Origin of the sequence: Flagellimonas sp. MMG031 (assembly GCF_040112705.1) — a bacterium.
GTDB lineage: Bacteria > Bacteroidota > Bacteroidia > Flavobacteriales > Flavobacteriaceae > Flagellimonas.
This window is the reverse complement of record NZ_CP157804.1, coordinates 1,370,285-1,391,820: the sequence shown is the minus strand read 5'-3', so window position 1 is coordinate 1,391,820 and position 21,536 is coordinate 1,370,285. Positions and strand designations below refer to the sequence as shown.

Below are 21,536 nucleotides of genomic sequence, written 5' to 3'. Positions count from 1 at the left end.
TTGTTTTTCCACCAAGTGGAATTGACTTTTTATCTTTTAGAAATATCCTTGTTGTTTGCGCTTTTCCATTGCCGCTTCGGAGCGCTTATCGTCGATTCGGGCACCACGTTCAGAAATTCTGGAGTCCCTGATTTCTGAGACCACCTTGTCTATGGTATCGGCATGTGATTCCACGGCCGCGGTACAACTCATATCACCAACGGTCCTAAAGCGTACCATCCGCTCTTCCACTTTTTCATCCTCGGCCCTAAAAACAACCTCATCTTCCGCAGACCATATCAGTCCATCCCGAAGGAAGGTTTTTCGTTTGTGAGCGAAATAAATGGATGGTATTTCGATGTTTTCCTTTTGGATATAGCTCCACACATCAAGTTCGGTCCAGTTGCTGATCGGGAATACGCGGACGTTCTGTCCCATTTCGATTTGCCCGTTGAGCATATCAAAAAGTTCGGGGCGCTGGTTTTTCTCATCCCATTGGCCAAAATCGTCCCGGACCGAAAAAATACGCTCCTTGGCCCTTGCCTTTTCCTCATCCCTTCGGGCACCCCCGATACAGGCGTCAAACTTAAATTCTTCTATGGCATCCAACAAAGTTGTTGTTTGAAGCATATTCCTGCTGGCGTACTTTCCGGTTTCCTCTACCACTTTTCCCTCATCGATGGAATCCTGAACATTTCGAACAATCAATTCCACACCCAATTCTTCCACTAACCTATCCCTAAATTCAATGGTTTCGGGAAAGTTGTGGCCTGTATCGATATGCATCAATGGGAATGGAATTTTGGCCGGCCAAAATGCTTTTTGTGCCAAACGCACCAAGGTGATGGACTTTTCCACCGGAAAACAACAGAACAGGCTTTTCAAACTGTGCTGCAACCTCTCGCATGATGTAAATGGCCTCGTGCTCCAACGCATTGGCACTTGGTCTATCGACTCCGTTCGAGGTTTGTGGTTTTTTGATTTCTTCTGTGAGTGTGCTCAAAGCTTATTTCTATTTTAACCTCTCGACTGCGCCTGTCTGGCGACAAAGGCAGGCTCGAGGTGACAATTCATACTTTCTTTAGGTATGCAAACCGCATTCACGATTTGCCAAGACTTTAGTTGGATCAAAATATTTGTGCTCGTTAGGCAATTGGCGGGCTTTTAGGTAAGCATCCAATTGGGTTTCGCTCCAATGATAAAAAGGACTTACTTTCAGCACGCCATCTTTGCTCAGACTCAATACATCCAAGGAATCACGATGAGCGGTCTGGCCTTTTCGCAGGTTAGTGAACCATACATCAGGTTTATGTTCTTCCATCGCCCTACGGAAGGGTTCCAATTTTACCTGCTCCGTAAATTCTTCGTGCAAGGGGTCATCGATTTGTGGGATACCCATAACAGCGTCGCGATGAGCGCTTGTTTGTTTGGGTACATAGAGCTTAACATTGAGTCCCAATCGGGAAATCAGCTCTTCCGCATGTTTATAGGTTTGGGGCGTATTGTAGCCCGTATCGCACCAAATTACCGGGATATTGGCATCAACTTCGGTTACCGCATGAAGGATGGCCACTTCATACGGTCTAAAATTGGTGGTGACCACAGGTGTTTTACCATGGTTAATGGCCCATGAGATGATTTCCTCTGGTGGAATGCCCTTAAATTGACGGTTCAAATTCTGAATCTCTTCTTGTGTCAATGCCATTGCCTACTATTTTATTTACCCCACTTGATGGAGTTCCAAATTCGTTCATGAAAAAAATAAAGCACCATTTTGGTGACCAATTCCACCAAACCAATTGAAAACGCAAGACTTAGGGTACCGGTTACAATCCATGAAATAATGATGGTATCCAAAGTGCCAACTATTCGCCAGCTAATCGACTTTACTATACTCCGCTTGGGACTTTCGGAAGCACTATCTTTTGTGTAAGTGCTCTGCTGTTTTTCGCCTTTTAAAATCAATTGATCGGTTATCATTTTTGCTCCTTTATTATCCTACTGATTTAGTAGGAATTTCAAAAGTAAACTTTATTTTGGGAACGAAAAGCAAATTCTATCTTAAATTTCAGTTTACCCCATAGTTTTAGTAGATTATCGAAAATAAAGATGAATTTTTAGGGATTTCGAATTCAAGAAAATAGATGGATCAATAACTTATCAAAGTAAATCGGCGAGGGAGTTATTGCGGTAAACATCCAAGGCGCTATCACGTACTTGAAGCATAAGTTTGTGAACGGAACATTCTTCCTCATCGGGACAATCGTCACATTTTTCGTAGAAATTCAGGCTTACGCAGGGCACCATGGCTATCGGTCCTTCCAAAACCCGCATCACGGTAGTCATGTGGATTTCTTTGGGGTCTTTGATCAAATAATATCCACCACCCTTTCCTTTTTTGGAGCCCAACAGTCCATTGCGTCTTAGGGTAAGTAAAATACTTTCCAAGAATTTTTGGGAAATGTTCTCGCACTTGGCGATCTCGGCAATCTGAACAGGTTCCCGTCCCTCGACCCTTGCGAGATAGGTAAGTGCCTTAAGTCCGTATTTTGTCTTCTTGGAGAGCATCTTACGAAGATAGGGAAAATTAACACTGCATGGACAAAACCCGCCGCCAGAAAGATTAGCCCAATGCTTGGGCGATGTCCGCTATAATGTCGTCAATGTGTTCCAGACCTACCGACACCCGAACCATTCCATCAGAAATACCAACGGCATTGCGCTCTTCGGTGGTCAGTTTACTGTGAGTGGTGGATGCAGGGTGCGTAACAATGCTTCGAGCATCGCCCAAGTTGGCGGAGAGGGACAACAGTTGGATGCTATCGAAAAAATTCCGACCAGCTTCCAGGCCTCCCTTCACTTCAAAGGCAACTACACAGCCTCCTGCTTTCATCTGCTTTTTGGCTATTTCGTATTTGGGGTGTGACTTCAAAAATGGGTATTTTACCCATTCAATTTTATCATGGCCTTCCAGGTAGGTAGCCAATTTCAGGGCGTTTTCGCAATGCCTATCCACACGGATCGCCAAGGTTTCCAAACTTCTGGATAGCACCCAGGCGTTGAAGGGCGACAATGCCGGACCGGTTATTCGGGAAAAGCGATAAACCTTATCCATCAATGCTCCGCTACCTACGGTGATACCAGCCAAGACCCTTCCTTGACCGTCCATTAGTTTGGTACCGGAGTGGATGACCAAATCCGCACCAAATTTTATGGGTTGTTGTAAATAGGGTGTCGCAAAACAGTTATCAACAATAAAAATGAGGCCGTGTTTCTTGGCTATTCGAGACAGTTCCTCCAAATCCAGGACGTCCACCCCAGGGTTTGTGGGAGTTTCTGCGTAAAGAATTTTGGTATTGGGCCGAATCAATCCTTCGATTTCCGAAAGGTCATTGGCATCAAAATAACTGCTTTCGATATTCCATTTCGGAAAAAACTGGGTGAACAGGGTATGGGTAGAACCAAAAATACTTTTGGACGAAACCACATGATCCCCTGCATCCAACAGTGCGGCCAAGGTCGAAAAAACCGCTGCCATACCCGAGGCGTAGGCAAAACCGCTTTCCGCTCCCTCCATTTGGCAAACCCTATCGATCAACTCGGAGGAGTTGGGGTTGGAATATCTGGAGTAAATATTTCGTTCCTTTTCTTCTGCAAAAGACGCACGCATATCTTCGGCATCCTCAAAAACAAAGCTGGAAGTCATGTAAATAGGGCTGGAATGCTCCAAATTTTGACTGCGCTCCATTTGTGTGCGTATGGCTTTTGTTTCGAATTTTTTGTCTTTCATTGTCTTTACTTTTTTCGGTGGCTGAGCGTAGTCGAAGCCACTTTATTTTTTCTCCTTATAATATTTAAAATTCGTCTCGTTTTTGCACTCGGACAAATTTGGTAGCGCATCAAAATCTCCAGTTATCAATGCTTCCTTCTTTGCTCTCGACCATCCCTGAATTTGTTTTTCACGTTCAAAAGCCGTCGCAATATTTAAATACTCTTCTACATATACCAACTTAATCGGCAATCTTTTCTTCGTATGATTTGCACCTTGGCCATTATGATGTTCATTTATTCGTTTCTGCAAATCAATAGTGCTGCCGGTGTAGTAACTTCCATCTGTGCATTCCAATATGTAGAGGTATCCTTTCATTTTTCAGTGTGGCTTCGACTACGCTCAGCCACCGTAACGATTATTTGAATCAACTATTTCGACTGTGCTCAACCACCTTTACGATTTTTTCAACTAGCTATTTCGACTACGCTTATCCACTGCATATAATAACTCATTTCTTTGCTTTGAAACATGCTCAAACTACACTTTCTCCGCTATCCGTAAAATATCCCCGAAGACGCCTCTCGCTGTCACCGCGGCGCCGGCGCCAGCGCCTTGAATCACCAAGGGCTGTTCTCCGTAAGATTCTGTATAAATTTCGATAATGGAATCCGAACCTTTTACCTGTCCCAAAGCACTTTCTTTAGGTACGGAAACCAATTTCACCTCTAAAATCCCCTTATCCTGCTGCAAATCGCCATGCAAATCGCCCACATAACGCAACACGTGACCCGATTCTTGGCTATCCTTGATTCCCTTGTAGTTATGGTCCATTTCATCAATGCGCTCCATAAACTGTTCAAACTCCAAGGTCTGAAGTTCTTCGGGAATCAGGTTTTGCACACTGATGTCGGAAAACTCATTTTGAAGATCCAACTCACGGGCCAAAATCAACAATTTTCGTCCCACATCATTACCTGACAAATCTTCCCTTGGGTCGGGTTCCGTAAAGCCTTTTTGCATCGCTTCCCTAACAATTTCGGAAAATGCCACGTCCTTACCAGAAAAGGTATTGAAAATGTAGGACAGTGACCCCGAAAACACGCCTTTGATTCTTGTAATGTTCTCCCCGGAAAGGTGCAATAGTTTGATGGTATCTATCAAGGGAAGACCTGCACCAACATTGGTTTCGTAGAGGTATTGTTTTTGATTTTTGTCCAAGCATTTTCGTATGGACCTGTATTTCTCAAAGCTCAGGGTATTGGCAATCTTGTTCGAAGAGACCAAATCAAAACCATGGGCTATCAACGGCTCATATTGCTCCACAAAAGTTTTGCTCGCCGTATTGTCCACGGCGATCAAGTTCTCCAAATGGTACTTTTTGGCAAAGGCAGTAATGTCTTCCAGTTGATAGGGCTGACCTTCCTTTTCCAAACGTTCTTTCCAATCCGATCCCACGCCCGAAGCATCTAGAAGTACCTTTCTGGAATTGGCTACGGCAAACACCTTTAGGTCGATACCTTTTCGCTCCTCAATGTTGTTTTTTGAATCCAATATTTGGCTAATCAACGTACCTCCCACATTACCATGCCCAAAGAGGGCCAGATTGATTTTTTTGGCAATACCGAAAATCTGTCCATGAATGACATTGATGGCTTTGTTCAAATCAGATTTTTTGACCACCATGCTCACGTTCTTGCCCGTAACCGTATTATTAAACAACAACGGAATAATCTGGTTTTTGGCCAAGGCATTAAAGGGTTTGTGGAAGCTGCTCAGGTCCATTCCCACGATGGAAATGACCGAAACATCCTTAACTACGGAAATCTGATTGATATCCTGGGAGGAATAATCGGTTTCGAACTCTTGGTCGAGCACTTTTTTGGCCTTATCCGCCTCGGAGGCATCGACCACCAAGCCAATCCCCCTTTCGGAGGAACCCTGTGACACAATGCCCACACTAATTCCATTTTGGCCCAAGGCCCTGAAAATTCGCATGTCCACCCCCACTTTACCGAGCAATCCCCTGCCCTCCAAATTGATGAGTGCCATATGGTCCAGTACGGAAAGGGATTTGATTCCGCCGTTATCGGTCTTTGGACCGATTAATGTCCCTTGGTTATCATCATTAAAGGTATTGCAAATGCGTAAGGGTATGTTTTTTTCAATAAGGGGAATAATGGTCTTCGCATGCAAAATATTTGCCCCAAAGTTGGCCAATTCGTTGGCTTCTCCGTAGGATATCACATCGATCAAGCGGGCATCTTCCACCAAATCCGGATTGGCGGTAAAAATACCGTCCACATGGGTATAATTGATCAACTCGCCCGCATCCAAAAAGTTGGCCAAAAGGGCAGCAGAATAATTGCTTCCATTTCTGCCCAAGGTTGTTGTAGAGCCATCCCGGTTGGAACCGATAAACCCAGTAACAATGGGAATGGTATCTTTTTCCAGTTCATGGAAATAGCGGAGCACATTTTCCTTGGATGTGCCTTGGTCCACCTCTGCATTGCTATAGTTATCGTCCGTAGTGATCAACTTCCTCGAATCAAAAAGCTTTGCCTTTAATCCCCTGGCATTGAGCGCAGCGGTTACATATTTGGCGGACAACAATTCGCCAAAAGATAGCACCTCATCCTTGGTCTTTAAACTGTAATCACCCGTTAAGGCGACGCCTCTCAGTATCTTTTCAATTGTAGCCAGTTCTTCTGAAAGGTCTACGCCATCGAAATTGTTCTTTTGATAGTCGACAAACTTTTTTAGGTCTGTATCAAAGTCTGCGCCTTTGGACGCCTTTTCCAACAAGCTCTCCAGCTGGTCCGTAGCTTTTCCACGGGCGGATACCACCACGGCAAAGTGTTCTTTCTCGTCAAATCTTTTATGGATGATGTTCAACACTCGGTCAATTCCCTCCCCATTGGCCAACGACTTTCCGCCAAACTTCAAAATTTTGATTCGCTCCGTATTTTGCTGAAAAACGGTCTCCAACAACTTTTCCAGTTGTTCAAACTCCATCAAAAAAGCATCATGTCCATGCACGGATTGTACCTCCCCATAGGTCACATTTGTATTCGCCTGTGCCAATCGCTTAAAGGTTTCCTTGTTCTCCTCGGCAGTAAAGAATAGATCGGAATTGACCCCAATGATATGGATTTTGGTATCGCTCTCCTGCAACGCCTTAAAGGCTTCTTCACCGTTCCGGGTAATGTCGATGGACTTTAATAGTTGGTTCATCAACTTATAGGCGGACAATTGGAAACGCTCCTGTAATTTTTTACCGTGGTGCATCAACCAGGATTCCACATTGAACACCTTGAGTTCTTCGTTGGTGCTTCTTTTAAATCGTTCTTTAAAGGATTCCGGAGTACGGTAACACAACATCGCATGCATGCGTGCATCGTGCACAGGCTGTTTGGAATTGACCAAGAATTGTTCCTGAATCTGACAATTGGCAATGAGCCAGTCCGTGGATTTCCAATCGGATGCCACCGGAATCAAATGTTCCGTAATGTTTGGGTTGAGAGCTGCCATTTCCCAAGCGATTCCACCTCCCAATGAGCCACCTATAATAGCGAACAACTTTGCAATCTCGAGTTCCTTCAATCCCCATAAAAATATCCTTGCTATATCGGCGGCGACAAAATCCTTGTAGTTATCGATCACAAAACCATCGAAACCATTGCCCGGAATGTTAAAGGACAAAATGGTGTATGTGTCCGTATCGATACATTTTCCTTCCCCGATCAAATCGGACCACCATCCATCTTTTCCTGCCACATTGGAATTGCCGGTAAGTGCGTGATTTACCAAAACAATCGGTGCCGTGTGCAAGGGTTTCCCAAAGACCTGATAGGACAATTCTATGTCCTGAACAGACCCGGTTGCTGTTTTAAAATCCGATATGGCCAAATGCCTTAAATCCATACAAAAAAGTGATAGGCCCAAGGGCCGATGATTACTAAAAAATAAGGTTATAAGAAAAGATGGCAGAAACTACCCGTGATGTTATCTATTCCCTGTGGGATAGAATGTAGCACCTTCTCGACAAGCGTCAAGGGTTGCTAAGGCTTCAAAGGGTCTATTCCCTCCACCTTTCTTGATAACTTACAATACATATTTGAACTTCGTGGACAAATATACAGATGGAAAGGTCGATTTTCCTAATCTTTTGGGAAATTTTCAAAAATCGACCTCACCAATAGCTTTTTATTTCAATACCGTAAACTCAATATTGGAATCGGTAAACACGGTATGGGTCTGTGTCTTGAAATCGGATTCGTCCGCCTTAAAGATGTTGTCCACGTAGGTTTGTGGATTTAAATCAATAAGCGGGAACCAGGTGCTCTGTACCTGAATCTGCAATTTGTGTCCCTTTTTAATGGTATGGAACACATCTTGAAGCTTAATGTTTACATCGGTTTTCTCGTTGGGCGTGAAGGGCTCCGGTTCGGAAAAGCTATTTCGGAACCTGCCGCGAAGCACCTCGCTCCTCACCATTAAATGGTAATTGCTCAATTTCAGGTGGTCCTGCATTTCTTCATTGGTCTCGGCATCCGGTGGGTGTACATCAATGACCTTTACGATCCAGTCGGCAGCAGTGCCCGTGGTTGCCACTTTCAATTTGGCCATGATATCTCCCGCCAGCGTAAAATCTTCTTCCATGACATCGGTTTCAAAAACCAACACATCAGAACGACGGGCCGCAAAACGCTGATCGTCCGTCATGTATTTACGTGGGGTAAACACCGTTTTTACATCTTCGGAGTACGGAACGGGCTTCTTAACGTCGCTGATAAACTGGATTCCCTTGATTTCTTTTTGTTCGGTGGTGAGTTCTTGATTGTCAGAAAGGTACATGGTCTGTTTGGTGGCATTCTTTGGTGGCCATGTATCATATTTTTTCCATTCCTTCTTTCCTGAATCGAACACATATGCTTCGGGCAGGCCAGAATCCTTGTCTCCCTCCCCTTTCAAAAAGTGATTGAAAAACTTGGTCTCAATTTCCTTTTGATAAAATAATGAAATGGAATCTCCAAAATAATAATTGCCTACGGCATTGCGCACTTTGTCCCGCGCCCAAGCGCCATGGTCCCAAGGTCCGAACACCATGGTATTGTAATTGTCCTTGTTGTATTGTTCTATGTTTTTGTAGGTTTCCAGCGGGCCGTATAGGTCCTCGGCATCAAACCAGCCGCCTACGATCATGGTGGCCACACTGCTCTTTACATTCTTTAAATGTTGGATCAGTCCCCTGCTCTGCCACATTTCATCATAATTCGGATGCTCCTTGAGTTCGTTCCAAAAGAAATCATCGGTTACACCTTCTGGTCGCATTGTTGGGGTATCTGCAGTTTCGTATTCAAAAAAGTAATCGAGATTTTTCAAAGGACCTGCATCCAAAAAGAACTGATATTGGTCCTCCGTGGGCAAGCTGGGCAAGGTATACCATGCCGTATCGATGGGAGCATCCCCATTGGGCCGTGGGGTCCCGAAGAGCGAGGTTGCCCTAAAATAGCTTAACAAATAGGCTCCATTATGGTGAAAATCATCAAAAAAGAAATCACCGATACAGGCTTGGGGGGAGGCGGCCTTTAACGCTGGATGCGCATCCACGGTAGCATATGTCGCATAATAACCGGGGTAAGAAATCCCCCAAACACCCACATTTCCGTTATTGTTCTCCACGTTGTTCACCAACCATTCAATGGTATCGTAGGTGTCAGAGCTCTCATCCACCTGATCGTTGGAGGTTTTATTGGGAATGTAAGCCCTCATGTTCACATAATGGCCTTCGCTCAGCCATCGTCCTCTTACATCTTGGTAAACGATAATATTCCCCTCTTTCATCAAATGCTCATTGGGTCCGATTTTGGTTCTAAAGTTACCTTCACCGTAGGGTCTGGAACTGTACGGCGTGCGCTGCATGATGATGGGGTACTTTTTTGAGGTATCCTTAGGGGAATAAATAGTCGTATGAAGTTTAACACCGTCCCTCATCTCAATGTCAATCTCTTTTTTGGTGTAATTATCGGCGACATAGGTATCTACCGTTTCGGTTTGTGTTTTGACGGTCTTTTTACAACCAACCGCGACAAACAACACAAACATTCCAAGGAACAGGACTCTGAACGAACTTCTCATACGTTTAATTTTTTTTGATAGGCTAAAGCTACTAAAGTTCGGAAGAGTATGCCAATAAAAAAAGGAGCCTAAAAGCTCCCTTTTTATTTTATTGATGTTGATGGGTTATAAGCCAAAGACCTCCTTTACCCTATCCACCATATCCAATTTTTCCCAAGTGAAGAGTTCCACTTCTTTTTCAATACGCCCATTGTAAGGGGATTCAAAAACCTTGTTTACTGTTCTGGGCTCTTTGCCCATGTGTCCGTAAGCCGCTGTTTCTAAGTATATTGGATTTCGGAGTTTTAAACGTTCCTCAATGGCAAACGGACGCATATCAAAGAGCTCGGAAGCTTTTTTGGCAATTTCACCATCGCTCATATCCACGTTGGAGGAGTTGTACGTATCCACGTAAATGGACGTTGGTTCTACCACTCCTATGGCATAGCTCACCTGTACCAAAATTTCCCCTGCGACCCCTGCGGCCACCAAGTTTTTGGCCATATGGCGTGCAGCATAGGCCGCACTTCTATCCACTTTGCTCGGGTCTTTTCCGCTAAAGGCTCCACCTCCATGGGCTCCCTTGCCCCCGTATGTATCTACAATGATTTTTCTTCCGGTAAGACCGGCGTCTCCGTGCGGTCCGCCAATCACAAACTTTCCGGTTGGATTAATGTGGTATTTGATATTGTCGTTGAACAATTTCTGGATACTTTCCGGCATCAGTTGTTTCACCTCTGGAATCAAGATATTGACGATGTCGCTCTTAATTTTCTCCAACATGGCCTCGTCGGTATCAAACTCGTCATGCTGAGTGGAAACCACTATCGTATCGATGCGTTGAGGAACATTATCATCAGAATATTCAATGGTTACCTGGGCCTTGGCATCAGGTCTCAAATATGAAATTCGGGTGCCTTCACGTCTCAAATCGGCCAAAACCTCCAAAATTTTGTGCGAGATGTCCAATGCCAAAGGCATATAATTGGACGTTTCAGTGGTAGCGTAGCCGAACATCATCCCTTGGTCACCTGCCCCTTGCTCTTCTTTGCTGCCTCGATCTACGCCTTGGTTAATATCCTGCGATTGTTCGTGAATCAGGGAAATTACACCACAGGAATCCCCGCTGAACTTATATTCACCTTTGCTATATCCTATTGTATTGATCACCTCTCTGGCAATGCTCTGCAAATCCACATAGGTATGGCTTTTCACTTCCCCGGCCAAAACAACTTGTCCGGTGGTCACCATGGTTTCGCAGGCCACTTTACTTTCAGGGTCAAAGGCCAAAAAATTATCCAATAATGCATCACTGATTTGATCTGCGATTTTATCCGGATGTCCTTCACTAACAGATTCTGATGTAAATAAATATGACATTTTTCTGATTTAAGCGAGGAGGATTTGACGGAAGTAAACCGGAAACGGCCAACTGCTTTAGCATTTTTTAAAGAGGTTGCAATCAGTCAAATCCTTCCTCGGTTCGCGAGGGCAAAATTATGGGAAAACCTTTTATTTCCAAAAAGAATTGCAAAAACTTGGATTTACAGTTCGTACTTTATTTTAAACACTACATATCGTGGTTGAACGGTGTAGGCCGAAGTGGTAAAGAAAAGGTCGTTATAGTTATCCTGATTCAATTCTTGATTGTTGGTCAAATTGGTAGCGTTGATGCTGTATTCCCATTTACTATCCGTTTTTTGATAAGATAAACTCGCATTCAAAAAGCCAAATTTATTTTCCACATTGCCCGCTTTGTCCCGATAATTAAAATAATTGTAATCCGCTAAAAAGATAAAATTCTTTAAAAACGCCGTATCAAATTTTATATAAGGCCTGTCCGTGTAAAATGTGGAAGAAACGGTTCCTGTTTTATATTGGTTTATATTGTATCGATACCCCAACTCCACATTTGGCGCGTTTACAAAACTTGTTCCCAGGGAGACCGAATAATCTTGCATGAGCGAGGTGGATTTTCGCGGTGCCCCGTTCACCACATTGTTGGTGATGCTATTGGACAATACCACACCGCTTGAAACTTTGATTTTACCAAAAGTCCGATCAAAATTACCAGATGCGTTAAACGTCTCATCTTCCAGTTGTGAATTTATGGTGCTATTCACTTGATTGATCCCTTCAATGGAGGTGTTACTTTTAAAGGCATCTATTCGTTTGCTATAGCTCAATTGCCCATAAATATTCTGCATATTGAACATACTGAAACTAAAAAAGTTAAGTGATACATTATGGTAGAGGGCACTCTCCAAATTCCGATTTCCCTGAAAAAGGGAGTTGTAATTGTTAAAAACATAGCCCCTTGCCAAATTATTTATGTTCGTGAAGCTTCGATTTATAGTATAGTTCAACCTTAGACTTTCAGATCTTTTTATTTGGTAGTTAATGAAAAGGTCGGGAACCAAATTAAAGAGTTTGTCCTGTACCCTTGTCCCCAATTGTTGGTTGGAAGCTACATAATTATGGATGTGAAATCCCGGATTGAATGTAAATTTTCCTGTCACCATTTTATAATGGAACCCCATAAACACATCGGAAAAATCAAATTCCACATCGTTGGTAAGCTCATCATTTTCAAACGATAATTCGGTCCCATTGTCCAATCGCTGAAAGATCGAAGAGTTAAAGCGCTGACCACTATGCAATGTGCCCAAGGTAAAATTGATATTACTCTTGGGCCCGGTTACCCAAAAATAATTCAGTTTGATGTCTAATCTATTGGTAATTACCCGTTGCTCTTGGTTTACGTTAAAAATGGATTGGTCTTGATCAAATGGAACTAAACCTACGAAAGGCTGTTGTTCCCGAATAGCTTGATAAAAAGGGTCCTCATTTGCGTATTCGTGTTGGGCCTCCAAAGCAAAAATATGATTCGCGTTGAGGGTAAAGTACGCATTGAAGTTTTGTCTGATACTACTTGGCGTTTGCTCCCTGCGCTGGAAGATATCATCGGTAATGTCGGCAATAGAACGGGTATTCATCTCCTCATTCTCATCGGACATTTTCAATAACACATCGTGGTTCCATTGAAAACGTTCCGATGGCTTAAAACTGGATGAAAATTTCGCCAATCCCAAATGGGAAATCTGATCGGTTTTGGTTTCGGCCAGCTCGGTCTGATTGCTGACAATATATGTTTTGAGCGCATCCGTTTGCATCAGGGTATTGTTGTAGGAATAAATTCCAAAACCGCTCAAACGCCACGATTCTGTGGGTTTATAACTAAAATTCACCGCGCCGAACCTTGAATTGATCTCTTGCGCCCGATTATTTTGTGTTAGTGATAGCCCAAGACCGTTCGACCCCGTGTTAAAATTGGTTCCCGTTCCCCGGGTTGCACCCGTTAAGCCACCGGTAAAGTTCCAATAGTCCATTGTGGTGAAAGGCACTTCCCCAATATTGTTGATATCGGAAAGTACATTCAAACTAAACTTTGGACTATAATAAAACAATTTGGGGTGGGCGACATAGCGCTCTTCAAAACCAAGTCCTCCGGAAATCTCACCAAACCAAAACTTCTTTTTTCCTTCTTTGAGTTTGATATTTAGGGCAACGTTGTCCTCATTATTGGTGACACCGCTTAATTGAGAGACTTCGCTATAATTTCGAAGCACCTCTACCTTATCCAAAGCGTTGGCGGGAATATTTTTGGAGGCCAATTTGGAATCACCATCAAAAAAATCCTCTCCTTCCACCATTACTTTGGATACCTTTTTACCCTCAACTTTAATTTCCCCTTGGTCATTCACCTCAATACCTGGCAACTTTTCCAAAACGTCAGCCAGCTTTTTTTCAGTTCCGCTCACAAAGGAATCCGTATTGTACACAATGGTATCACCTTTAATGGAAATAGGAATATCATAGACCACCTCAACTTCTTCCAGGTCGGCGATTTTAGGTTGAAGTGTAATATCTCTCTCAATATCTTCCCCTCCTACCTCCAGTTTGATCTCTTGCGGCTCAAATCCCAAGTAGCTCACCTTAAAAATATAACTGGTGTTTGCTTTCACCTTGATGTTATATTTACCAGAGGCATCTGTGATCCCAAAGCCATCCATAGTTTGATCATTCTGGTTAATGGCAACCACATTGGCCACATCCAAAGGTTGTTGGAGGGTGTCCCTTACCATACCAGAAACGGTTATTTGTTGTGCTTGGGTCATTCCATGAATTCCTAAACAAAGACATAGAAAAACGAGCCGGACAAACCACTTTTCCATTACCCTTGTATTTTTATGCTAAAGGTATTTCCTCCTTTACGGTTGCTATTGGCCTTCCATCTTTTCTCCATTTCCTCCATCTTTTTGGCCATGATCTCATCATATTCGGCCTGGGTAACCCTTTTCCCTTTTGATGGTTCCTCCACAACTTCCTTTTTCTCCGGGTTTAGAATCAACTTGTTGCAAAGAATTGCTGTTCTACCAGTGTTTACTTCCAATATCAATCCAGGGAGCCCCCAGTACGGTCCAGGTCCTTGACTTATTGGAATTTCGGGGGTGTACCAAACGGTTATGATTCTATCTTCCGGCTTTTCTATTTTGGACAACAACGACCTTCCTTGGGTAGAATCTTGTTCTTGTGGCACACTGTCCTGCTCACTTTCGTTTTTTTCCTTGTTTGAAAATATATTGTTGGGCTTACGGATGGCAGTGGCCTTGTAACAGGTGTAGTTACCGATTTTCTTGGTTTCTGAACTTAATTTCCACTCCCAAGTTCGCAAACTGTCCTTGATCAAAAATGGTTTTCCAAACATATCTGTCTGGTGGACATAGGTTTTGCTCTGCACGTCTTTGTAATATTCTCCTTGACTACTTCCAGATATCATAGTAAACACACCTCCTTGGCTCGCTCCAGGAGTTCCCAAACGCTCTTCTTCCCGATATAAGGAACTGGCACGATCAAAAGTAAGTTCATAGGTTTTCTCCATACTCTTCTTCATACTTTCCATAATCTGTTCCTTTTGATCCTCTGAAATACTACCGTTCTCAATTTTAATATCGATCGAAGTCTTGCTTTGATAAATAGCCTTTCCTTGGAATTCTTGGGCACCTATCGGTAGTGCCAACACCATAACCAAAACTGTAATTATTGTTTTCATTTGATTCATTTTTGATGCTCCAAATATCTTTTTTTGAAGTGCATGGTAGTGTTAAGCAACGTTAACGAGTGTTAACCGATTGGTTTTGGCGGATTTAAGCACTTATTTTAGCGTATGGAAAAGTTTAACGGCAAATGGCTGGTATACCTGATTGCAATTGTAATCGGTGCCACGATTTGCATACAGGTATACTGGAATTACAAAAGCTACCTTACCAACAAACAGCAGCTTATCAATGAGGTACAAATAGGATTGGACAACGCGGTAAACTCCTATTACGAGACCTTGGCGCAACGTAACACCGTTAATATTGTCCTGAATTCAGCAGGTGCCAAGGATTTTTCTGAAGGAAATGGGGTTTTCGATAGTTTGATTCAACGTATTGACATGTCCAGCAAAGGTTTCCGTGGATTGGATTCGATTACTAAAGATCGTTCCGACAAATTCACTCTATTTCGGGGCACAATGCCGGATTCGCTGCCCAAATTTGCTTTGCCCGTATCAGACACCCATAAGCAGGTTCATGAAAACGACAGCACGGGGTCATTGATTATTGGGGATACCATTAAACCCTTAACTTTTGATTTATTGACCTCGAAAGTAATCCTTTCCATAACTCAGGATTCTTTGGAGATGGGGGTTATGGATTCCTTGTTTACAAATGAATTGGAGCGTAAAAAAATTCAAATTCCGTATGGCTTGATGCTCACGCCCGAAACGGGAAAGGAAATGAAGTATCATCCGGAAATTATTCAAACAGCAGCCTTGTCCACCACCTCAAGATCTACCTTTTTACCAAAGGGCAGCAAGTTAGAGGTATTTTTTCCAGATGTGCAGGCCCTGGTACTTAAACGTATTTTAGGAGGAATTCTATTATCGACCATATTAGTACTTGCTGTAATTGGGTCACTGTTCTATCTCATGGCAACCATTAATAAACAAAAACAGTTGGCGGAACTTAAAAATGACTTCATCTCCAACATTACCCATGAGTTCAAAACACCAATCGCCACGATACATGCGGCACTGGAAGGCATCACTGATTTCGACGTACTCAAAGATCCCGAAAAAGCAAAATCCTATGTGGGCATGTCCAAGGATCAATTGGCCAAGTTGAACCTAATGGTCGAGAAACTACTTGAAACGGCCTCTTTTGATCAGCACGGCCCAATTTTAAACAAAAGAGAGGCCGACCTAGTTCCTGTTTTAAGACAATTATCTGAAAACCATCAATTGAATACCTCCAAAAGTATAACGCTGAAATCGGAAGCAAAGGAGGCATTTGCACCTATTGATGCCCTTCATTTTGAAAATGCACTAAACAATGTACTGGACAATGCCGTCAAATATGGTGGTGACCACATTCAGCTATTCCTGAAAAAAACGAAGTCATCCATAGAAATTACCATTCAGGATAATGGAACTTCCTTAAAACTGTCCGACAAGGATAAAATTTTTGACAAGTTCCATAGAGTGCCACAAGGTAACGTGCATAATGTTAAGGGATATGGCATAGGATTGTATCATACCAAAAAAATCATTCAGGCACATGGTGGAGATATTACCTTACATTTAGGTAAGAACCAGACCGCTTTTAAAATTGTGATACCCTATGTCTGAACCAACAACCATACTCTTGGCCGAAGATGAGCCTTCTTTGGGATTGATCATTAAGGAAAGTCTGGAAACAAGGGACTTCAAAATTTTGCTGTGCAAAGATGGCCAAGAAGCCTTGGAAGTTTTCAAAAACAAGAAACCGGAATTGTTGGTTTTGGATGTTATGATGCCGATGAAGGATGGCTTTACCTTGGCCAAAGAAATTAGAATTATAGACCCGAACATTCCCATTATCTTTTTAACGGCCAAATCGCAGACCCAAGATGTGGTGGAAGGCTTTTCCATTGGTGGTAACGATTACCTCAAAAAGCCATTCAGTATGGAAGAATTGATTGTTCGGATTCATAATTTGTTGCGCAACCGTACCCAAACCACTTCTGGCCCCATAAAAATTGGGAAATATACTTTTGATTTTACGAGGCAGACGCTACAGTTCAATACTGAGGAAAAAGTACAGTTAACGCATCGCGAGGCACATTTGTTGCAATTATTGGCCCAACATAGCAATACCTTGGTGGAACGCTCACAAGTTTTGAATCAACTATGGGGGAACGATGACTTTTTTAATGGAAGAAGTATGGATGTATTTATCACCAAATTGCGCAAAAAGTTACAAAAAGACCCTTCTGTAGAGATCATCAATGTACGTGGATACGGCTACAAGCTCGTTTACGGATAGCCTTTTAAACCCGCATTCAAATCGTTTTCCTTTTATCCAATAACTTTTTCATATCCCGTATTACTTTGTATCTTGTACCCACTATTTTCCTAGACACCAACAACAAAACATTCACATCGTATGCATATTGCTGTGGCAGGCAACATCGGGGCCGGAAAGACTACGTTGACCAATTTACTTGCAAAACATTACAAGTGGGAGGCCCATTTTGAGGATGTGGTGGACAACCCTTACCTGGATGACTTTTACACCCAAATGGAGCGCTGGAGCTTTAACCTTCAGATTTACTTTTTGAACAGCAGGTACCGCCAAATCCTAAAGATCAGGGAAAGCGGCAAAAGCGTTATCCAAGACAGGACCATTTACGAGGATGCCCATATTTTTGCTCCCAACCTGCATGCCATGGGATTGATGACCAACAGGGATTATGAAAATTACAAAGGACTTTTTGAGTTGATGGAAAGTTTGGTCCAGCCGCCCGATCTTTTGATTTACCTGCGTAGTACCATTCCCAATTTGGTGAACCAGATTCATAAACGCGGACGTGAGTACGAGAACTCTATTTCCATTGATTACCTAAGCCGTTTGAACGAGCGCTACGAAGCTTGGGTAAACACCTATCAAAAAGGAAAGTTGCTCATTTTTGATGTGGACAACATCAATTTTGTAGATAATCCTGAAGATTTGGGCGAAGTCATCAATCGTATCGATGGAGAAATCCACGGTTTGTTCGAGTAAGCTACCTTAGATACCAGCGTAACACCTTTACAAATTGCAACAACTTTGAGTTTGAGCTCCGTTTTCAGGCTGGTGTGCCCTGTTTCCCTCATTCAAATGTACCGTTGACTCATTCCTGATTTACTTCCGTCATTTTTCAAACTAGTTTAGGCTTGGGATACACCCACTGCTATTAACTAGGCCTATGGCCAAAAACTTTGAAAATTATGGAACCGAAAAAAAATCCGCACCTTGATGTTAAGCGAAACAGCATGCTCTACTTTTTTATGGGGATGACATTTGTACTTTTAATGGCCTATTTGGCATTGAACTGGAAAACCTATTACTCAGAGGATACCTGGGACGTGGGGGCCGTAAAAGTGAATGAAGACTTGATCGAGGAAACCCCTTTCTTGAAGTTGAAACTTCCCGACCCTCCACAGCCCAAAATCCAAAGTCCTCCCAAAATCGAAATTGCAGAGGATGATGAAAAAGTGGAAGAGACGGTTATTGAGGCGACCGACGTAGACCAAGACACGGAAATTTCTGATGTGGAATCCATTGAAGTAGCGGAGGATGATATTCCAGATGAGATTCCCTTTATCCTAATTGAAAATGCCCCTATTTTTCCGGGCTGCGAAAACGAAAGCACCGAAAAGGAGAAAAGAGAATGCTTTCAGGAACAAATGCTCAAGCACATTCGCAAGAACTTCCGATATCCTGAAGTCGCACAGGAGATGGGACTGGAGGGGCGTGTAAATGTCATCTTTACGGTACAGAAGGATGGAAGTATTGGTGACATTAGACTTCGAGGTCCACATGAAAGTTTGGAAAAGGAAGCGGCACGTATCATCTCCAAACTACCGAAGCTACAGCCCGGAAAACAAAGAGGTACACCGGTAAAGGTGCCCTACTCCATTCCCATCACCTTCAAATTAAACTAAAACTTTTGGCGTTCAGCCATTAAGAGAAACTACGTAAACTAAAAAAACCACGCCAATGGCGTGGTTTTTCCAGCTTTGCGGTAAAGCGCGAGCTAATCCTTTGCCTCGGCACTCTTATACGCTTCAATTTGTTTATCCAATGCTTCTTTGGTATCGGCGGTAAACTCCTTGGTTTCTTCCACCAACTCTCCATCTACATTGGAACTTGAGGTAACCACTGCTTTGTAACCTCCGTCAGCGGTATTGCTTACCTCCACACGGATTTGCTTTTCTACCATCTTGGATTCTTTCATTCCCTCTTCGGTAATGGTAATCATGGTACCATCTTCCTTCAACATGCTTACTTCGTCTGCTGGGGAAAGACTTACCAAACTAGGGGCAATGACCAGTGCCACAACAGACATTAATTTAAGTAGAATGTTCAAGGAAGGACCTGAAGTATCTTTGAAAGGGTCACCTACAGTATCCCCAACAACGGCTGCCTTGTGGGCATCGCTACCTTTTCGTCCTTCACTTTCAATGGTTTTTTTGGCGTTGTCCCATGCTCCACCTGCGTTCGATTGGAAGATGGCCATCAAAACACCTGCTGTGGTTACACCGGCCAACAAGCCTCCAAGCATCTCCGCTCCTCCGATAAATCCTACCGCTACGGGCACGGCAATTGCCAACAATCCGGGCAATACCATTTCTTTGATGGATGCCTGCGTAGAAATCTCAACACATTTTTCATATTCTGCTTTGCCATCGGCAGCTTCAAAAATCGCTCTGTCTTCCTTGCTCGCCTTGGAAAGATCGGTATCGTACTTACGCATGATTTCCAAAGCTGCTTTCAATTCAGGAATATCCTTAAATTGTCGGCGTACTTCCTCGATCATGGACATGGCAGCTCTTCCCACCGCGTTCATGGAAAGGGCCGAGAATACGAAGGGAAGCATTCCCCCGATCAACAATCCAGCCATAATATCGGGTCTGGACACATCGATGGACTGTACACCTGCAGTTTTCATAAAGGCGGCGAAAAGGGCCAATGCCGTTAATGCGGCAGATGCAATCGCAAAACCTTTTCCAATTGCTGCAGTAGTATTTCCAACGGCATCCAATTTATCCGTTCTATCACGAACCTCTCCAGGAAGTTCGGCCATTTCGGCAATACCTCCTGCGTTATCTGAAATGGGTCCGTAGGCATCAACAGCCAACTGGATTCCAGTGTTCGCCAACATTCCTACTGCTGCGATGGCAATACCATACAATCCAGCGAAGTAGTGTGATACCAAGATAGCGGCTGCAATCAATATAATAGGTATGGCGGTGGACATCATTCCCACACCAAGTCCAGCAATAATATTTGTAGCTGAGCCTGTTTCGGATTGACGTACAATGGAGTTCACAGGTTTAGTTCCTGTTCCGGTATAATATTCAGTTACTTTTCCTACTAACAATCCGGCCACAAGACCTGCAATGGTCGCCCAGAAAACGCCCATGGAAGTGAACTCTTTTCCACCTTCAACCCATGTTTCTGGTAGCATAGCATTGATTATAAAGTAGGAAGCGACCAACATAAGGCCCGCAGAACCAAATTCACCGATATTCAGTGCAGTCTGCGGATTTCCGCCATCCTTCACCCGAACAAAGAAGGTTCCGATAATGGACATGATGATTCCCACTGCGGCCAATGCCAAAGGCAAATACACGGCACCAAGACCATCAAAAGCAGCCTGAAATTCGGGCAATCCTGCAAAAACAGCACCCAAAACCATGGTACCGATGATAGAACCTACATAAGATTCAAAAAGGTCGGCTCCCATACCGGCAACATCTCCAACGTTGTCCCCAACGTTATCTGCAATGGTTGCGGGGTTCAACGGGTGATCCTCTGGAATTCCAGCTTCAACCTTTCCAACCAAATCAGCCCCCACATCGGCAGCTTTGGTGTAAATACCACCACCTACACGCGCAAAAAGGGCTATGGATGAAGCTCCAAGGGAGAAACCAGAAAGTACATTCAGCACTTCGCCAATCTCCCAGCCTTGTCCGCTATAGATCATAAAAAGCCCGCTCAAGCCCAACACGCCAAGTCCCACAACGCCAAGTCCCATTACGGCACCTCCGGCGAAGGCTACTTCGAGGGCTTTGCCCAAAGAAGTCCTAGCAGCATTGGTAGTCCTTACGTTGGCCTTGGTAGCTACCCTCATACCAATGAATCCAGCCAAGGCTGAACATATGGCACCGACTACGAAGGAAATGGCTACCATTCCATTGGAACCGGCTTCGTTACTCCCTTTAAAGTAAAGCAACACGGCCACACAAAGCACGAAAATGCTTAGTATTTTATATTCGGCCTTTAAGAATGACATTGCTCCGTCAGCAATGTTCTTGGCAATCCTTGCCATTTTTTCGTCCCCGACCTCTTGTTTGGAAATCCATACGTTCTTGATGAATACATACAGAAGGGCCAAGACACCAAATACGGGCAAAAATTTTACGATTAAATCCATAGGTTAGATCATTTAGAATTTTTTAATGCTCGCTAATGTAGTAAAATACGAAGTAATAAAAAAAATGCGCCTTTGATTATTAAAAGCGCATTTTTTTAAAGTT

General features: G+C 43.4%; 15 protein-coding genes, 1 pseudogene and 1 riboswitch. Of the genes and pseudogenes, 4 read left to right on the top strand and 12 right to left on the bottom strand.

Annotated features, from left to right (window positions below):
* Positions 1-36 precede the first annotated feature (36 nt).
* The 11 genes and pseudogenes from cysD to ABNE31_RS06115 all read right to left on the bottom strand — a co-directional run bounded on the left by cysD (position 37) and on the right by ABNE31_RS06115 (position 14,981).
* Positions 37-886: pseudogene (cysD, locus tag ABNE31_RS06165) on the bottom strand (sulfate adenylyltransferase subunit CysD).
* Between the two features lie 174 nt (positions 887-1,060).
* Complete coding sequence (locus ABNE31_RS06160) at positions 1,061-1,684, bottom strand: phosphoadenosine phosphosulfate reductase family protein (RefSeq protein WP_349352743.1); 624 nt, start codon at positions 1,682-1,684, stop codon at positions 1,061-1,063.
* An 11-nt stretch (positions 1,685-1,695) separates the two neighbouring features.
* Entirely contained in the window at positions 1,696-1,959 is a 264-nt protein-coding gene (locus ABNE31_RS06155) for a DUF2061 domain-containing protein (RefSeq protein WP_179385259.1), read from the bottom strand.
* 180 nt (positions 1,960-2,139) lie between these two features.
* Positions 2,140-2,547 (bottom strand): Rrf2 family transcriptional regulator, encoded by a 408-nt coding sequence (locus ABNE31_RS06150; RefSeq protein WP_179385260.1) that lies wholly within the window; start codon positions 2,545-2,547, stop codon positions 2,140-2,142.
* A gap of 55 nt (positions 2,548-2,602) precedes the next feature.
* Positions 2,603-3,769 (bottom strand): aminotransferase class I/II-fold pyridoxal phosphate-dependent enzyme, encoded by a 1,167-nt coding sequence (locus tag ABNE31_RS06145; RefSeq protein ID WP_349352742.1) that lies wholly within the window; start codon positions 3,767-3,769, stop codon positions 2,603-2,605.
* Between the two features lie 42 nt (positions 3,770-3,811).
* Positions 3,812-4,126 (bottom strand): GIY-YIG nuclease family protein, encoded by a 315-nt coding sequence (locus tag ABNE31_RS06140; RefSeq protein WP_349352741.1) that lies wholly within the window; start codon positions 4,124-4,126, stop codon positions 3,812-3,814.
* 162 nt (positions 4,127-4,288) lie between these two features.
* On the bottom strand, positions 4,289-7,672 hold the full coding sequence (thrA, locus tag ABNE31_RS06135) for a bifunctional aspartate kinase/homoserine dehydrogenase I (RefSeq protein WP_349352740.1): 3,384 nt from the start codon (positions 7,670-7,672) through the stop codon (positions 4,289-4,291).
* Positions 7,673-7,750: 78 nt separating this feature from the next.
* Positions 7,751-7,854, bottom strand: a riboswitch (SAM riboswitch).
* Between the two features lie 100 nt (positions 7,855-7,954).
* Positions 7,955-9,889 (bottom strand): CocE/NonD family hydrolase, encoded by a 1,935-nt coding sequence (locus ABNE31_RS06130; RefSeq protein ID WP_349352739.1) that lies wholly within the window; start codon positions 9,887-9,889, stop codon positions 7,955-7,957.
* A gap of 105 nt (positions 9,890-9,994) precedes the next feature.
* Positions 9,995-11,248, bottom strand: coding sequence for a methionine adenosyltransferase (metK, locus tag ABNE31_RS06125; protein ID WP_349352738.1), 1,254 nt, complete (start codon positions 11,246-11,248; stop codon positions 9,995-9,997).
* Positions 11,249-11,412: 164 nt separating this feature from the next.
* Positions 11,413-14,046: a TonB-dependent receptor gene (locus tag ABNE31_RS06120; protein WP_349352737.1), complete on the bottom strand. Its 2,634-nt coding sequence runs from the start codon at positions 14,044-14,046 to the stop codon at positions 11,413-11,415.
* Between the two features lie 56 nt (positions 14,047-14,102).
* The gene (locus tag ABNE31_RS06115; protein ID WP_349352736.1) at positions 14,103-14,981 is read right to left on the bottom strand and encodes a GLPGLI family protein; all 879 of its coding nucleotides are present in this window, start codon (positions 14,979-14,981) and stop codon (positions 14,103-14,105) included.
* A gap of 114 nt (positions 14,982-15,095) precedes the next feature.
* On the opposite strand from ABNE31_RS06115, the gene ABNE31_RS06110 reads away from it, so the two are divergent.
* The 4 genes from ABNE31_RS06110 (at position 15,096) to ABNE31_RS06095 (ending at position 18,938) form a co-directional block, all read left to right on the top strand.
* Positions 15,096-16,601 (top strand): ATP-binding protein, encoded by a 1,506-nt coding sequence (locus ABNE31_RS06110; protein WP_349352735.1) that lies wholly within the window; start codon positions 15,096-15,098, stop codon positions 16,599-16,601.
* Positions 16,594-17,277 (top strand): response regulator transcription factor, encoded by a 684-nt coding sequence (locus ABNE31_RS06105; protein WP_349352734.1) that lies wholly within the window; start codon positions 16,594-16,596, stop codon positions 17,275-17,277. Before ABNE31_RS06110 ends, ABNE31_RS06105 begins: the two co-directional genes overlap by 8 nt.
* Before the next feature lie 120 nt (positions 17,278-17,397).
* On the top strand, positions 17,398-18,015 hold the full coding sequence (locus ABNE31_RS06100) for a deoxynucleoside kinase (RefSeq protein WP_179385266.1): 618 nt from the start codon (positions 17,398-17,400) through the stop codon (positions 18,013-18,015).
* A gap of 206 nt (positions 18,016-18,221) precedes the next feature.
* Positions 18,222-18,938, top strand: a complete 717-nt coding sequence (locus ABNE31_RS06095) for a TonB family protein (RefSeq protein WP_349352733.1) — start codon at positions 18,222-18,224, stop codon at positions 18,936-18,938.
* 92 nt (positions 18,939-19,030) lie between these two features.
* Here ABNE31_RS06095 and ABNE31_RS06090 read toward each other — a convergent pair whose 3' ends face one another.
* Positions 19,031-21,433 (bottom strand): sodium-translocating pyrophosphatase, encoded by a 2,403-nt coding sequence (locus ABNE31_RS06090; protein WP_349352732.1) that lies wholly within the window; start codon positions 21,431-21,433, stop codon positions 19,031-19,033.
* Positions 21,434-21,536: the final 103 nt, after the last annotated feature.

Bases quoted from the DNA above. Each gene is read 5' to 3' on its own strand.
- ABNE31_RS06160 (WP_349352743.1), bottom strand. From the start codon at position 1,684: ATGGCATTGACACAAGAAGAGATTCAGAATTTGAACCGTCAATTTAAG.
- ABNE31_RS06155 (WP_179385259.1), bottom strand. From the start codon at position 1,959: ATGATAACCGATCAATTGATTTTAAAAGGCGAAAAACAGCAGAGCACT.
- ABNE31_RS06150 (WP_179385260.1), bottom strand. From the start codon at position 2,547: ATGCTCTCCAAGAAGACAAAATACGGACTTAAGGCACTTACCTATCTC.
- ABNE31_RS06145 (WP_349352742.1), bottom strand. From the start codon at position 3,769: ATGAAAGACAAAAAATTCGAAACAAAAGCCATACGCACACAAATGGAG.
- ABNE31_RS06140 (WP_349352741.1), bottom strand. From the start codon at position 4,126: ATGAAAGGATACCTCTACATATTGGAATGCACAGATGGAAGTTACTAC.
- thrA (WP_349352740.1), bottom strand. From the start codon at position 7,672: ATGGATTTAAGGCATTTGGCCATATCGGATTTTAAAACAGCAACCGGG.
- ABNE31_RS06130 (WP_349352739.1), bottom strand. From the start codon at position 9,889: ATGAGAAGTTCGTTCAGAGTCCTGTTCCTTGGAATGTTTGTGTTGTTT.
- metK (WP_349352738.1), bottom strand. From the start codon at position 11,248: ATGTCATATTTATTTACATCAGAATCTGTTAGTGAAGGACATCCGGAT.
- ABNE31_RS06120 (WP_349352737.1), bottom strand. From the start codon at position 14,046: ATGACCCAAGCACAACAAATAACCGTTTCTGGTATGGTAAGGGACACC.
- ABNE31_RS06115 (WP_349352736.1), bottom strand. From the start codon at position 14,981: ATGAAAACAATAATTACAGTTTTGGTTATGGTGTTGGCACTACCGATA.
- ABNE31_RS06110 (WP_349352735.1), top strand. From the start codon at position 15,096: ATGGAAAAGTTTAACGGCAAATGGCTGGTATACCTGATTGCAATTGTA.
- ABNE31_RS06105 (WP_349352734.1), top strand. From the start codon at position 16,594: ATGTCTGAACCAACAACCATACTCTTGGCCGAAGATGAGCCTTCTTTG.
- ABNE31_RS06100 (WP_179385266.1), top strand. From the start codon at position 17,398: ATGCATATTGCTGTGGCAGGCAACATCGGGGCCGGAAAGACTACGTTG.
- ABNE31_RS06095 (WP_349352733.1), top strand. From the start codon at position 18,222: ATGGAACCGAAAAAAAATCCGCACCTTGATGTTAAGCGAAACAGCATG.
- ABNE31_RS06090 (WP_349352732.1), bottom strand. From the start codon at position 21,433: ATGGATTTAATCGTAAAATTTTTGCCCGTATTTGGTGTCTTGGCCCTT.